Origin of the sequence: Pontibacter sp. HSC-14F20, assembly GCF_019599265.1 — a bacterium.
In the GTDB taxonomy this organism is placed as follows: Bacteria; Bacteroidota; Bacteroidia; order Cytophagales; family Hymenobacteraceae; genus Pontibacter.
This window is the reverse complement of the sequence record NZ_JAHZTC010000001.1, coordinates 267,961-281,996: the sequence shown is the minus strand read 5'-3', so window position 1 is coordinate 281,996 and position 14,036 is coordinate 267,961. Positions and strand designations below refer to the sequence as shown.

Genomic DNA, 14,036 nt, shown 5'->3' with positions numbered 1-14,036 from the left:
CTCTATATCTACATAAAATTTTGCAATTGGCTCTGCCAAAATTCAACTGACATGCTAAATATTTTCCTGCTCCTGGTTGGCTTCGTCGCCCTTATTTTCGGCGCCGACAAACTGGTCGATGCTGCCTCTTCACTGGCTAAAAAATTGGGTATACCTAACATCGTGATCGGTCTAACCATTGTGGCCTTTGGCACCTCGGCGCCGGAGTTGGTGGTGAACGTATTCGCGGCCATCAATAACAACACCGAAATCGTGCTGGGTAACATCATGGGTAGTAATATCTTCAACGTGCTGGGTATTCTGGGTGTCTGCGCGGTTATCTATCCGCTGGCTGTAAAATCAAACACCACCTGGCTCGAAATACCACTCAGTCTGCTGGCCGCGGTAGCGGTTTTCTTCGTTGCCAGCGATGTTATACTGGACGGTACAGGCTCCAATATCATTTCCAGATCTGATGGCCTTCTTCTGCTTCTGTTCTTCTGTATTTTCCTGGTTTATAACCTAATGATCGCGAAAGGCGGCAACGACGAAGAAGAATCGGAAGCTAAAGACTATACTTACCTCAAGTCTATCCTGTTCATCGTGCTGGGGCTGGCTGGCTTAGTTTTGGGTGGCAAACTGATTGTGGACAGCGCCGTGGGCATTGCGCAGGCTTTTGGCCTTTCTGAGCGAATCATCGGACTCACGATCGTTTCGGTGGGCACTTCACTGCCCGAACTGGCAACTTCGGTGATGGCGGTACGCAAACGGAACGTGGACATCGCGATTGGTAACGTAGTGGGCTCCAACATCTTCAACATTTTCCTGATACTGGGGGTATCTACTATCGTAACGCCGCTACAGGTGGCCCCGGCTGCCTTTACGGACATCATCATGAACATCGCCGCTGGTCTGTTGCTGTTCATTTTCATCTTTACGGGTCGCGGCCGGCAACTCGCCCGCTGGGAAGGTATGGTTTTCCTGCTGCTGTATGTGGGCTACCTCGGGCTGCTGATTAGTCAGGAGTAGGTATAATCGCTATCAAAACAACAGGCCCTCTTCCGGTTGCGGAGGAGGGCCTGTTGTTTTGATAGCCTTACAGCTGCACGAGTGGCCAGCCACCACACATGACCTGCTGCAACAATTTGAGTCCAGCGCCTCCAACAAATCGATAGTCTGCTGCAAACGCTTCATAGCCTGGGCCTGTTGCGGAAAACGGAGCAGGAGCAGTATGTGAAGTAAAGCACTCGCGGCGTCAGAAGGTATCGCGAGTGTCTCAACCAACAGCCTCTGCTATACCTATACCTGTTAGGCGACGGCCGATCTGTCAGACACTGGCGTGTCTAGAAGACACCACGAGGTCGGTTAACAGGTTCCGGATTTGCAATCCGAAACCTGTTAACTGTGGATTTTCAATCCGTCTGTTTGCCGGTAGCTGCTGCCATTACTCTTAAGGATGATAGATCTGCACTTACTCTGTTTTAGGATTGCAATTCCGAAAGTGCGGAGCTACTTTGAGCAAGAAAACTAAAGGACCTTTTTGAGTTCTCTCAGGTTGTTTTCATAAACATAGTACCCAAGTTCTGTTCCCTGCCTTAAACCAACTTCAACCGCGTACCTGAAATGGTAACCTATATAAATCCTGGACACAGCGTTTTCATAGGCAATCTGCGAGAAACTTCTATAATGGCGCTCAACTCCAACCACATTGTATGGGCTTATGAGATTGAGGTTAATTTGATCTGAATGGAAAAAGGATTTAAAAACTGCGGAGGCAGCAGCACCATTGTAGGCGTGCGTAGAAGGAAAATCGGGCGTGGGCGGTGTGTCAAAAGTCGGTGTCCAATCAACATCTCCTGTCGTAGCATCTACCCCATCCTGATCACCCTCTCTCACGGCTGTAATTGGTCTCCAGAAATTGAACTGGTATTTACCCTCGAACGAGGCGATGTAAGCATCAATCTGCGACATTTCGATAAGTGCTATCAGCCGGGCAGCTTCCCAGCCATCCAGTTTCCGCTGAACAATCAACACTCTGGCCAGCCTGTTCATTGAACTGGACGTGTTTTCCACCCAAAACGCACCTATCTCGGTTTGCTCTGCCGTTCTTAAAGGGCATTCGGTGCAGCCAAGTGCTTTCACTTCATTATAGTCCGCTATATATTCAGCTGAATTCAGAGGGTATGGCGCTTCGTCTCTAAACTGATCACCGGATTCGATACCAAACGGAGTCAGCCTACCCAGGTTGGGAGCGTATACCGGATTCTGAAACATTGGAAATCTCATAACCCACGGCTCATAATTTCCTTTGTGCTCACCTGGCGATGTGCCTAAGACAGAGGATGCAAATGTTAAAGGGAAATCAGCAGCCCTTTTAGCAAGTACGGCAGCAGCGGCTCTCCTGCCAATGTCAATGCCCCTAGCTCTCATGGTTTCGTCATCAATGTCTGAAAGGATCGTACCCAATAGTGCATCGGCATCTGAAGTAGCTTGCGATCGGAGCTGTACAATCATATCATGGGCGGCCTGTGAAACTGCAGCGTCGGCAACAGCATGAATGTTCTTTCTGGAGATACCGCTTACATCCACATTCAGATTATTCAGGGCGTAGGTCTCATATTTTGGAAGAACATTGTTCAGGGCATCGTGCATAGCCAGCGTAACCATAGCATAAATCTTAACTTCTGCAGGCTGTGGAATAAGTCCGTCTATGTTTTGACCTAACAATACATTCCACTGCAGCACAACATTGCTACTATAAGAGTTGATCATGCCGTTGTTGAAGTTATCTACACCCTTCGCATCGGAAGCAATTGTAGCAGCAGGGTTCAGAGATCCTATCTCATCCTTTTCACAGGCCCCCAAAAAGACAACAATTAGAAGCCCTCCAATAATTCTGTATACAGTTTTCATGTTTTAGATTGTATTAGTTTATTATATGAGGCACAGTAAAAAAGAGATTATTTGTCAGAAGCGGGCAATGCCTGAGACCTAACAAATAGCTATAAAAGAGCAATCGCAGCAGGGCACCTGCTACCAGGATTTAGCCAGCGATTACAAAAGCAAGTAGGGATGAGTTGCTTTGGGGAAAAGGCACCAATATACTAGAAAGCTGTAAACTACCGATTACCTGTTACTTTCTAGGCCCTGCCCGGCGGGTTAGAATAATCGAAACACTTCTTCAGGAAATGCTTTACGGGCACTTACCTTTTTGGGAAAGGTGAAATTGCGAGGGAGTTGAGGGGCACTAGGAATAACAGCCAATTAATGAGCCTGCAACGGGATGCCAGAACATATGAAAAGGAAAAGCCAGACTGCTTATCCTATCTTGTTAAGCATTTACTTAACATTTACAGTACGTTTTCAGAGGTGTAAAGCAGGCCTCCGACCTACCGTTGAAAGTATAATATTTGTAAAGGGTATAAAAAGGAGAGGCAGATTGACGCTATTGGTATGTAAAAATAAATTATTTATACAGTACTAATTCAAAATGCTTATTATCTAATTGATTGGGTGCTCTAATTACTATAGTTATTTAATTATCATCTACGGCAGTAATTCCAGCAATTGCGTTTGTAGTGAGCGTATACCCTGGGTGGTGCAAACTTACAGCACAATCTTTAATTGTACTGTACCTATACCTTGCCAAGTACTAGTACGAGCTACAAGCTCGCACTAGCAAATGAAGTAGGATTTGGATTATATGGTACAGCAGCTTGAATATCTGCCTATTTCAGCCCCCTCTGTAGCAAAAAGGCGTTTCAACCCGCTGCTTATAGCATTGTTATTTGGAGAGTTCTTCAATGAGCCTGCGCTTAATTCCGCGCTCTATTTCGCGCTCCACGTTTATAGTATCAGCCGCACCGATCCTGTTAGCCAGCGAGTCGATGCCGGTGTATCGTTCCAGCTCTTTATTGGCGGTGTGGTGCAGTGAGTCAATCACCATGGTGGCGCCTGATTCCGCTATATTGTAGAGGGTGTCTTCCAGATTATTTTCAGAGGAGCAGGATGTAACGCTTAAAACGATCGCTACATAAAGTAATTTCTTCATTCGTGTAAGGTAAATTTCAGTGCTAAGATACCACACTAACCTGCAGCAACCACACCACCAAGCACCAGGCGCACGCGGCTTCATACATACAACAGTAATAGCGACCTATAAAGCAGATTTAACCAGCCAGACACACAACGGTTTTTATAAGATTACGCTTCCATTATCTCTTTTCTGCTGCTGCCGTATGCTGGAATTTTAGCGCAAACTATACCAAAAGCATGATGGGAAAAGAGGATCTGAATATCATCCTTACTATTCTGGGAGCAATGGTCCTGCTGATCGGCCTTGGCTCTAAGTGGCTGGAGAAAAGCCCTATACCAGCTACGCTCCTCGCTCTGATCATAGGCATCTTGCTTGGTCCCGAGGTATTGGATATTATAGATATAACTGAATACGGTGAAAAGTCCACTATTTTAGAGGTCTCTGCGCGCGTTACGCTTGGCATTGGGCTTATGGGCGTAGCGCTCCGTATCCCGAAACAATTCCCACAAGAAAACTGGCGGCAACTGTTCATCCTGATCTCAGGAGGCATGCTGCTGATGTGGGCGATCAGCACAGCCCTTGTTTACTTTATACTTGGCTTGCCCTTTTGGCTGTCAGCCCTGATCGGCGCCATTATAGCCCCTACAGATCCTATTGCGGCCAGCCCGATTGTAACGGGGCCTGTGGCCGAAAAGAACCTTCCAGACCGTCTCCGGCATGCAATTTCTTTTGAATCCGGTGCCAACGACGGCCTCAGCTACCTGCTAGTACTGCTGCCGCTGCTCATGCTAACCATGGTAACCGATAAAGCTATCTCACACTGGCTCACCACCACACTGCTATGGGAAGTGCTGGCAGCAACTGGTTTTGGTCTGCTACTGGGCTTTTTAGCCGGCAAGCTGCTTAAGGCAGCCGAAAAGCGTGATCTGATACAAGAAGACTGGCGCCTGGTGTATACGGTGGCGCTCTCGCTGCTTGCAGTCGGAGGCGGTAAACTGATCAAGAGCGACGAGTTGCTGATCGTGTTTGCCGCTGCGGCAGCTTTTGTACAGTTCGTAGGCGAGAATGACCGGGGTGAGGAAGAGAAAGGCCAGGAGGCAGTTAACCGCTTCTTCTCCTACCCTATTTTTACGTTACTTGGTATAGCCATACCCTGGTCGGGGTGGGCAGACCTGGGTTGGACTGGTATACTGCTAGTCATACTTATCCTGCTGCTTCGTCGCCCACCGGTGCTGTTGCTCCTGAAGCCATTTTTGCCTGCGCTACAAAGCAAAAAAGATGCACTGTTCCTGGGTTGGTTCGGGCCAGTTGCCGTAGCAGCCATCTACTATGGATCGATGGCAGAGCATCGCTTAAAAGAGCCCCTGGTTTGGGACGTGGTCAGCCTCGTTATCTTCGCTTCTGTTTTGGTACATGGCTTAAGCGCCACCCCTTTAAGCCGCCTCTACGGCAAGGCAACAGGTTATTATAAAAAAGAAAAAAAGGAGCAAGACTCCGATTAAGCGACTGCTCCAGATCAATTTTTTTGCTTAGCTTACCGGTATTCTCCGAACCTTTCTGGCTCTTGCATGGAAGGAGAATACTGACATATAGATTCAGTTTCCGAAAGAAGCGCTAAAGCCAGGAGAAACGATGAAGCTGAATGGGGAGGCAATCAGTTTTTTACCTCATGAATTGGTAAATTAATCAAGACCTGAATATACCCTTAAAACAAAACCGATGCAAACCAAAATCATGATGACCCTGAGCGCTGCAGTGCTGGCAGTATTAGGTATAGCCCTCACCTTTCTGCCCGAAGAACTGGCGGTATACCTGGGCTCGGAGCCGGGTCCGGTGGATGTGCTGCTATTGCAAGTGACGGGCGCGCTATACCTGGGTTTTGCCATGCTCAACTGGATGGCCAAAGGCAGTTTGATCGGCGGCATTTATAACCGCCCGATCTGCATCGCCAACTTCACCCATTTTTTCATCGCTGGGATGGGACTTCTCAAGTTTTTGTTCCGGTACCCGGAGCAGCCATTTATGCTTTGGGGCCTGTGCGCGGTGTATGCCGGGCTCGCCGCCTGGTACGGCCTCACGCTCTTCCAGCATCCGCTACCTGCTGAGCAGAGCAAGGTATAGCTTCGTCACATCTGGACTGCTATACCTGCTCCCAAAGTCTAACTTCAAGCATCAGAAAATCTTTCGTTATCACCTGATCCCTCTAAAAATGAAAAACCTTTTCACGCCCGACACAACGGCAGAACTTACGCAGCGCATCAACAACTTACAACCCGATACAAAACAGCTTTGGGGAAAAATGAATGCGGCCCAGATGCTTGCCCACTGTAATGTTATCTACGAAATGGCTTATGAGGACAAGCACCCAAAGCCCAACGCCTTCAAGCGCTTTGTGCTGCGACTGCTGCTGAAAAACACGGTGGTGAACGAAACGCCCTACAAACAAAACAGCGCCACAGCTCCCCAACTCAAGATGAAGAGCGACAAAGACTTTGCATCCGAGAAAAACCGTCTCCTGCATTACATCTGCCAAACAGAAACCTTAGGAGCCGCCCATTTTGAAGGTCTTGACTCCCACTCATTCGGCCCCCTCACCAGCCAGGAGTGGAACCACATGTTCTACAAGCACCTCGACCATCACCTGAACCAGTTTGGTGTGTAGGGTTGGTGGCTATCGACCCTAGCACTGCACAGGGAATTACCTCTCCTACCCCCTTTCACCCCATCTCAGCCTTCCCCTTTTGTCGAGGGCCCCTACCCACTACTGTTCGAAACCTTGTCAAGTGACGAATTTTTCCATTTTGGCAGGGTCCCCTCCGCAGAGCAGCACGATCTGTCTGACTATTTCCACGTCCAATTCCTGGGCAAAGCGCAGCCTGGCGCGGCGGTCGCTGTCGAGCTTGTTGAGCTTGCGGTAGACGATGAGCAGCAGGGCCACGATCAGGGTCATGTAGCGCATGACCTGGATGCCGTTCTCCTCCCGGGTGAGCAGGTGCTCGAGCTGCAGGTGCTGCTTGAGGAACTTGATGAGCACCTCGATCTGCCAGCGCTCCCTGTAGATAGCCGCTACCTGGTAGGCATCCAGCCAGGCGATGTTGGTGACAAAGCAGATCTGCTCCCCCGATTCCAGGGTGGCCTTGACCAGGCGCAGGGGCTTTTCGAGGTAGCTTCCGGGCTTTTCCCGGAAGCTCACCCAGGCATCGCTCAGCACGGTGAGGGTCATCCCCTCGGGCTGCTGCCCCACGGCCAGCAGCTCCTCCATCACCCGAAGGCTTGCTTTGCCCCCCTCCAACAGCGAGAGCAGCAGCAGTTGAAACATCACCCGCCCGCTGAGCTTCTTGACCTGGTGGTCCACCCGCGTCCGGGCCGCCAGCTGAGCAAGGTCCTGGTCAGGGATAAATGCCAGTAAATCCTTCGCCTTCATATCAGCCTCCTTCCCCATACAATTCCTATCATAGAATACGTACCAAAAAAGGTTTCGAACAGTAGTGGGTAGGGGCCCTCTATTTTCATCAAGGAAAAAAGTGAGGCACGCCCGGCCAGGGCAAACTATGAAACAGGTTAGGGTGCTATACCTGCCCCCCCCCCGCTACACAGCAAAAGAAAATTTACTCATAATAAAAGGGGCCTATGGCCCCTTTTAAAACTAACAAAGGTATCCTGAATCATTTCGGGCATGCAGACTTGCCCTATTAAATTGGATGATACAGTTCTATACCTGTACAGCCTGCCTACTCGCCATTTTACTCTGAATGATCGCATTCCATTTCTCAGCCAGTTGCAACTCGCCGCTCAGCATCATGCTGCCCTCCTTGTCGTAGAACGGCAGGTATAGGTTAGGTGATTTGGTGCCGCTTACCGACAACCGCAAGCCGATCGTATCGATGATGCGATTGCTGTTTACTTCGCGGTGCATATTTTCTACTACGCTCTGTTTCACAGCACCCAGGTCTATGATCGTTTCCTGAGGCTTTTGCCCGTCGTGGTGCCAGTAAAAAAGTCGGTTACCCGACTGGTCGAGCCCGATACCGTACTGCTCGTTCCAAAAATCATGCTGACCGAGTTGCAGTCCCTGCTGGTTTGCCGCGTCCAGGAAAGGTTGTTTGGCTTTGCTAACGTTCGACTTCTGTTTATGCTGTATATAATAAATAGGAATTATGAACAGGGCCACAGCCAGTATGCCCATTATGATAGTGGAAATATCCATTTTCTTTTCTTTTTTAATAATTATAAAATAATCTCGCAGGTAAAGCGGTCGGTGCTCCGGCCGGCTCATACCTGATGGTGAAAGCAAGTGGGCCTATACCCTGCCTGCTGCTAAAAAAGAAAAGAAATTACCAGAAGTAGTGAAAGGGGAAAATGATATCGCGGATGGAAAGACCGGGGCTGAAATGTCTGGCCCGCTGCAGGTAATGTACCACCTGTAACTGTAGCCGGAATTCCTGCGCCCACACAAGCGCTGCCGAACCCGAAGATACCTGCTTGAGCGGTGCAGAGGGCCGGTGCTGCCATACCCGCAGCTGCTCTTCCGGCTGAAGCAGGCTTGTCGCCTGGCCGAGTGTGCTCTTGTCAGAAAATGACAGTTCGCCTTGCTCAGTATGTACCTGAACCGACTGCGCCTGTAACTCCTTCGCTGCCTTTGTCTGCAATCCGTAGAATGCAAAAAAGATAGAGAGCGCGAGTAGAATATTTTTGACAGCGTAATGCACGATGCAATATAACATTATTAAACAAGGCGCGTTCCACGGCAACCTCAAATAATTTCCAGTAAGTGCGCCTCTCTCCAGCAACGGCACTGAGCACCGCATTCATCTACTGAATTCCGGTCCATAGGAAGCTCACAGACAAAATACAATGAAACTTCTGCCAGAAAGAATCCGATAAGGGAATAAGGGCTTGTCCGGAAATCGCTTGAGAAAGAGGAGCGTAACAGCAGGAAGCTAATCAAAGAAGAAGCGATGCCTCACTTCACCAATTGCGGGAAAGGTACACATGAAAAAAACATACAGACACTACCTGAACGGTCTTGGCCAGCGGTACTGCACCTTACGCTACCTGGATGAACGGCAGATGCTCAGCATTATCTGGAAAGGAACCGCAACCCAAGAGCACATCGATGAAGTGGAAAAAGGAATGCTGGAGATGATCCGGCAATACCCCTGCCGCTCGATTATAAACGATGTACAGGATTTTTTTGAAGCCCCCACGACCTACCTTGCCTACCTGACATGGACAGAATGGGACAAGAAAGTGCGGGACACTTCGGAGGTAAGTTGCATCGCACACGTGCTGCACCCCGAAGCGCCTATGCCAGAGTCGAGAAAGGAAAGCAGCGATTCTCCTGAGGTAAGATTTTTCACCCATAAAATGGATGCTGTCGAGTGGCTTAACAATCAAAATCTGAACTGAATTCGCCTTATCGGCAGGCCGAAATCACGCCATTTCAACAATCATCTGTGCAACAGCGTATTAAGCACAACACCACCCGCCGCTCCGATGGCGGGGACCGGTGATCAGATAAACCTATGAAAAAAAGAACAAAGCGAAATGGCTGAGATACGAATTGAAAAAAAGAAAAAGCCCGTGTGGCCCTGGATCCTGCTGGTCCTGATACTGCTCCTGCTGGGATGGGCTGTTTATGAATTATTTCTGAAAGACGGACAGGCCCAGGCGCTTGCTGCTGTCAGTATGCAGCTACCTGCACTATACCCGGACCTGATGCCCGATATGATACGCACTTAAATTAAAATTATGAACGATAACGAATTGAGAAACGAAAGACTGGTGCTGTTGAGTCAGTTAAAAGACTACGAGGTGGCCAAAGACAATATCAACGTAACAGGCTGGCGCGTGGTAGGTGCCGACGGCGAAAAACTGGGCGATGTGAAAGACCTGGTGGTCGACATGGAAGCCATGAAAGTGCGCTACCTCTCGGTGCTGGGCGACAACCGCTTCTTCGAACGCGACCGCGATACCTACCTGCTCATACCGATCGGGGCAGCCGCCCTCGACCGCAAAGGCAAGAACATCTTCGTAGCCTCTGTCGACGGGAAGAGTATTTCCCAATACCCGGCTTATCCGGGCGGAGCTATCACGCCGGATTATGAGTATGCCGTGCGCGACAACTTCCGGCGTGCCCACCGCGATACTTTCGAAGATAAGACCGAGTACAAGTCTGAGTTTGATGATGCCCTGCACACTGAAACGGACAACACACGCCGCATCAACCCGGATTTTTACAATGATGAGTCCTTCAACGAAGAGCGCTTCTATACAGCGGGAGATCCGGGTTACGACCGCGATGCACACACGCGGCGCGTAACCGACCACAGCGATAGCAAAGACTACCGCGGCAAGTCCGTAGAAGACTCCATCACCACTATTGAGCGACTGGAAAATCTGCGCGAACGTGGCTCCATTACAGAGGAAGAATTTATTCTGCTCAAGAAAAGAGCGCTGGATTCTTAGGTCAGTACAACCTGTCTGCTATACCTGCAAAGCCGCACCAGCAACCGTGCGGCTTTGTGGTTTACGGGCCGCTGCGAACAAATCGGAAACAATGGAGTACAACAAATGATTATATGCTGTATACCAACCAATAAAAAAACAGAACACTATGAAACTATCCCGACTCATCCTCATGTCTGCCCTCGGCATGGCCACGATGGGCGCTTCCTGCAGCGAAGAAACTGCTACCCAGCAGGACAAAGACCAGCAGGAGCCCGTTGCCACCCAGGAAGAATGCCAGCCGATTGATATGGGCACTGCCAATGCTCCGGAGCAGAAACCAGCCTTCGAGGGGCAGACCCGTGCCTGCGAAATTAAATCTGAAACAGCTTATGATGTGCAGGTGCTCACCAAAAACCTTGAAAAGCCCTGGGCCATTGAACCCCTGCCCGATGGCAATCTGTTGGTAACTGAAAAGCCCGGCCAAATGCGTGTAGTATCGGCCTCAGGCCAGATCGGCAACCCGATAACCGGTATACCTAAAGTAGATGCCCGCGGACAGGGTGGCTTGCTGGACGTGGCCCTAGGACCTGACTTTGGCTCTGACCGCATGATCTACTGGAGCTACACCGAACCGCGCCAGGGAGGGAATGCTACCAGTGTGGCCCGCGGGGTGCTGTCAGAAGACCGTTCACGTGTGGACAATGTGCAGGTGATCTTCCAGGCCCAACCTACTTACGATGGTACGATGCACTACGGCTCGCGCCTGGCTTTCGGGCCGGATGGTATGCTGTACATCACGCTGGGTGAACGATCCGATATAGAGATTCGTCCGCAGGCGCAGCAAATGAACAGCCACATGGGCAAAATCATCCGTATCGTGCCAGACGGCAAAGTACCAAACGACAACCCTTTCATGAAGAAGGAAAACCACCTGCCTGAGATCTGGACAACCGGCCACCGCAACGTGCAGGCTGCTGCCTTCAACAGCAAGGGCCAGCTCTGGATCGTGGAGATGGGTCCGCAGGGTGGTGACGAACTGAACCTCATTGAAAAAGGCAAAAACTACGGCTGGCCTACGGTCACCTTCGGGGAGGAATACTCGGGTGCTCCTGTTCCCAACGCCGTTACCACCAAAGAAGGCTTTGAAGACCCGGTTTACTACTGGGATCCGGTGATTGCCCCGTCCGGTGCGCAGTTCTATACAGGCAGCGCCTTTCCGGAGTGGAAGGATAACCTGTTTGTAGGAGGCCTCCGTTCGCAGGTACTGGTGCGCCTGCGCATCGAAAACAACCGCGTAACGGGCGAGGAGCACCTGCTCGGCGACCGCAAACAGCGTGTACGTGACGTACGCCAGGGACCTGACGGAGCGCTATACCTGGTGACGGACCAGGAAAACGGCGAACTCTGGAAGATTACCCCGCGGCAGTAAAGACTACCTAAAAACTCAGTCACGAAAAAGGACAGGTATAAGCCTGTCCTTTTTCTATTCCAGTTGAGCAGTGTATCTTGGCCACGCCAGCACCACCGCAGTTCTGGAAACAGCTCACATAAAACGAAAACACAGCACATACAGTAGAAAGCAATACACCAGCACCTTAAAAGGAAAAACGCCATGACCCATTACAGCTACGATACACTATCCGGTGCCTTGAACGGACTCAAGCAAAGAGGCTATACCGAGGATTTCAATCTGAAAGAAAACTGCATTGTCTGTACCACTAAACCGATGCAACTGAAGCCCGAGGAGTTTAATATTGATGAAGTACACCGCTTTGAGGGTATGAGCAATCCGGATGATAACTCGGTGGTATATGCCATCTCTTCGACCTACGGTGTAAAAGGCGTATTATTAGATGCCTACGGAGCCTACTCAGAAGCAATTACACCAGAAATGGCGAAAAAGCTGCGAGCTTAATCCAGCCAGTCCATAGTGCATAATCAACGAGACATGAAAATCAGCAAACACTTTTTCCTCCCCCTCCTGGCCATCCTGCTGCTGGTCACAAGCAGCTGCCAGCAGTCAGAAAATGTGCAGGAGATGCTCCGCGACGAAAGTGAACGCCAACAGGTATACAGCACTATTTTGGAAGATGAGCAGATGCGCAACGAGCTGATGGCCCAGATGCGGGACCAGAACATGGGCGCCGGCATGATGCGCGGAGGTATGATGCAGGGCAACATCGGTGACACGTCTGGTATGGTATCGCTTCACCGTCAGCAAATGCAGCAGCACATGAAACAGATGATGACCCTGTGTGACTCCGACACTGTTGCCTGCAACGAAATGACACGCCTGATGCTCCAGCATCCAGGTATGATGAGCAGTATGATGCAACGCATGCAACGACAGGGCATGATCGATTCCACGCACATGAACCGGATGCGAGAGGAAATGAACCGCTAGGTCTGCCTTCTGAATCAGCCGTACAGCTTGCGCATTTTACAGAACCCTGTGGTGCCTTAGAAAGTACAAACAGGTAATTTTTGCGCATCCTCTCTTATATTTATGCAGATACTCTACGCACTTGCAGGTATAGCCATCATCCTGTTTGTCATGCGAGACCTGATCACCACCACCCTGTCCTTTGAGGGGGGCGGACGGCTGACCAATTTTGTTTCGGAAACCATCTGGCATCTTTGTCTGAAACTGGCAGGCTATGATGGTAAAAAGAAAATGCTCGAACGGGTCGGTCACATGCTGCTGGTCCTTATCATCCTCAGCTGGGTGGCGGGTATGTGGCTGGGGTCTTTTCTGCTCCTCCTCTCCGACCCAGCCTCCATCCTAAACAGCAACACGGACCAGATCGCCACCGCCTGGGAAAAGCTCTACTTCGCGGGCTATACCTTATCCACCATGGGTAACGGCGACTACAAGCCTGGCTCTTATGTATGGGACATCGTTGCCAACCTGCTTGCCTTCAGCGGACTTGCTTTCATTACTATTTCCATCACTTATATTATGCCGGTGCTGTCGGCGGTTATCCTGCAGGTGAAACTGAGCGTGTTCCTGAACAGCCTCGGCAACTCGCCCCAGCAGGTGCTGCTGAATAGTTGGAACGGCGAGAACTTTGACCGGCTGCTTAAGCATGATGCAGACCTAGCCGACATGATCACACAGCACAGCCAGAACCACAAAGCCTACCCGATCATCCATTACTTCCACAGCGTTGAACAGCGGCAGTCGGTCATCCTAAACCTGACGATCTTCGACGAGGCCATCAACTTTCTAAAGTTTGGTGTGCAGGACGAGGCCAGGCCTTCCGATGCTGATTTGCTCACCATCAGGGGAGCACAGGATTACTACCTGTATGTGCTGGAGCGGCACCACAAAAACGAAGAGCAGGAGCCATATTCTTTTCCGGAAATAAATTGGGATGCCCTGATCGAAGCGGGAATACCACTTAAAACAGACCGCTTAAACGAATTTAATTCCACCGAAACCTACAAAAAGCGACGCGAAACATTGACCTACCTCCTCTACCAGGATGGCTGGCAGTGGAAAGCCATTTATCGTCCGAATCCGGTATAGGCTGTATCAGCAAAAAAAATCTGCTCTTTCCATTTGAAATCG

At 50.1% G+C, this 14,036-nt stretch carries 16 protein-coding genes; 11 read left to right on the top strand and 5 right to left on the bottom strand.

Going from position 1 to position 14,036, the window contains the following annotated elements:
• Positions 1 to 51 precede the first annotated feature (51 nt).
• Positions 52 to 1,008 carry a calcium/sodium antiporter gene (locus K3G39_RS01270; RefSeq protein ID WP_220624347.1) on the top strand — a complete coding sequence of 319 codons (957 nt, stop codon included), beginning with the start codon at positions 52 to 54 and terminating at the stop codon, positions 1,006 to 1,008.
• A 498-nt stretch (positions 1,009 to 1,506) separates the two neighbouring features.
• On the opposite strand, the gene K3G39_RS01265 is transcribed toward K3G39_RS01270, so the two are convergent.
• Together K3G39_RS01265 and K3G39_RS01260 are read right to left on the bottom strand one after the other, a co-directional pair.
• Positions 1,507 to 2,892, bottom strand: a complete 1,386-nt coding sequence (locus K3G39_RS01265; protein ID WP_220624346.1) for a vanadium-dependent haloperoxidase — start codon at positions 2,890 to 2,892, stop codon at positions 1,507 to 1,509.
• An 871-nt stretch (positions 2,893 to 3,763) separates the two neighbouring features.
• A complete protein-coding gene (locus K3G39_RS01260) occupies positions 3,764 to 4,030 on the bottom strand; it encodes a hypothetical protein (protein ID WP_220624345.1) in 267 nt (88 codons plus the stop codon).
• A 221-nt stretch (positions 4,031 to 4,251) separates the two neighbouring features.
• Between K3G39_RS01260 and K3G39_RS01255 the strand changes: the two genes are divergently transcribed.
• From K3G39_RS01255 to K3G39_RS01245, 3 genes are all read left to right on the top strand, one after another.
• Positions 4,252 to 5,517, top strand: coding sequence for a cation:proton antiporter (locus K3G39_RS01255; RefSeq protein ID WP_220624344.1), 1,266 nt, complete (start codon positions 4,252 to 4,254; stop codon positions 5,515 to 5,517).
• 217 nt (positions 5,518 to 5,734) lie between these two features.
• Positions 5,735 to 6,136, top strand: a complete 402-nt coding sequence (locus tag K3G39_RS01250) for a hypothetical protein (protein WP_220624343.1) — start codon at positions 5,735 to 5,737, stop codon at positions 6,134 to 6,136.
• 88 nt (positions 6,137 to 6,224) lie between these two features.
• Positions 6,225 to 6,677 carry a DUF1569 domain-containing protein gene (locus K3G39_RS01245; protein WP_220624342.1) on the top strand — a complete coding sequence of 151 codons (453 nt, stop codon included), beginning with the start codon at positions 6,225 to 6,227 and terminating at the stop codon, positions 6,675 to 6,677.
• A 117-nt stretch (positions 6,678 to 6,794) separates the two neighbouring features.
• Here the strand turns inward: K3G39_RS01245 and K3G39_RS01240 are convergent, their stop codons facing one another.
• From K3G39_RS01240 to K3G39_RS01230, 3 genes are all read right to left on the bottom strand, one after another.
• Positions 6,795 to 7,439, bottom strand: a complete 645-nt coding sequence (locus K3G39_RS01240) for a transposase (protein ID WP_220624341.1) — start codon at positions 7,437 to 7,439, stop codon at positions 6,795 to 6,797.
• A 288-nt stretch (positions 7,440 to 7,727) separates the two neighbouring features.
• Positions 7,728 to 8,222, bottom strand: a complete 495-nt coding sequence (locus K3G39_RS01235; RefSeq protein WP_220624340.1) for a hypothetical protein — start codon at positions 8,220 to 8,222, stop codon at positions 7,728 to 7,730.
• A 127-nt stretch (positions 8,223 to 8,349) separates the two neighbouring features.
• Positions 8,350 to 8,739 carry a hypothetical protein gene (locus K3G39_RS01230; protein ID WP_220624339.1) on the bottom strand — a complete coding sequence of 130 codons (390 nt, stop codon included), beginning with the start codon at positions 8,737 to 8,739 and terminating at the stop codon, positions 8,350 to 8,352.
• Positions 8,740 to 9,007: 268 nt separating this feature from the next.
• Between K3G39_RS01230 and K3G39_RS01225 the strand changes: the two genes are divergently transcribed.
• The 7 genes from K3G39_RS01225 to K3G39_RS01195 all read left to right on the top strand — a co-directional run bounded on the left by K3G39_RS01225 (position 9,008) and on the right by K3G39_RS01195 (position 13,994).
• A complete protein-coding gene (locus K3G39_RS01225) occupies positions 9,008 to 9,424 on the top strand; it encodes a hypothetical protein (protein WP_220624338.1) in 417 nt (138 codons plus the stop codon).
• A 138-nt stretch (positions 9,425 to 9,562) separates the two neighbouring features.
• On the top strand, positions 9,563 to 9,757 hold the full coding sequence (locus tag K3G39_RS01220; protein ID WP_220624337.1) for a hypothetical protein: 195 nt from the start codon (positions 9,563 to 9,565) through the stop codon (positions 9,755 to 9,757).
• Between the two features lie 9 nt (positions 9,758 to 9,766).
• The gene (locus K3G39_RS01215) at positions 9,767 to 10,483 is read left to right on the top strand and encodes a PRC-barrel domain-containing protein (RefSeq protein ID WP_220624336.1); all 717 of its coding nucleotides are present in this window, start codon (positions 9,767 to 9,769) and stop codon (positions 10,481 to 10,483) included.
• A gap of 148 nt (positions 10,484 to 10,631) precedes the next feature.
• Complete coding sequence (locus K3G39_RS01210; protein ID WP_220624335.1) at positions 10,632 to 11,894, top strand: PQQ-dependent sugar dehydrogenase; 1,263 nt, start codon at positions 10,632 to 10,634, stop codon at positions 11,892 to 11,894.
• A gap of 183 nt (positions 11,895 to 12,077) precedes the next feature.
• Positions 12,078 to 12,380, top strand: coding sequence for a phosphoribosylpyrophosphate synthetase (locus K3G39_RS01205; protein WP_220624334.1), 303 nt, complete (start codon positions 12,078 to 12,080; stop codon positions 12,378 to 12,380).
• A 33-nt stretch (positions 12,381 to 12,413) separates the two neighbouring features.
• Complete coding sequence (locus K3G39_RS01200; RefSeq protein WP_220624333.1) at positions 12,414 to 12,869, top strand: hypothetical protein; 456 nt, start codon at positions 12,414 to 12,416, stop codon at positions 12,867 to 12,869.
• 102 nt (positions 12,870 to 12,971) lie between these two features.
• The gene (locus K3G39_RS01195) at positions 12,972 to 13,994 is read left to right on the top strand and encodes a potassium channel family protein (RefSeq protein WP_220624332.1); all 1,023 of its coding nucleotides are present in this window, start codon (positions 12,972 to 12,974) and stop codon (positions 13,992 to 13,994) included.
• Positions 13,995 to 14,036 lie beyond the last annotated feature (42 nt).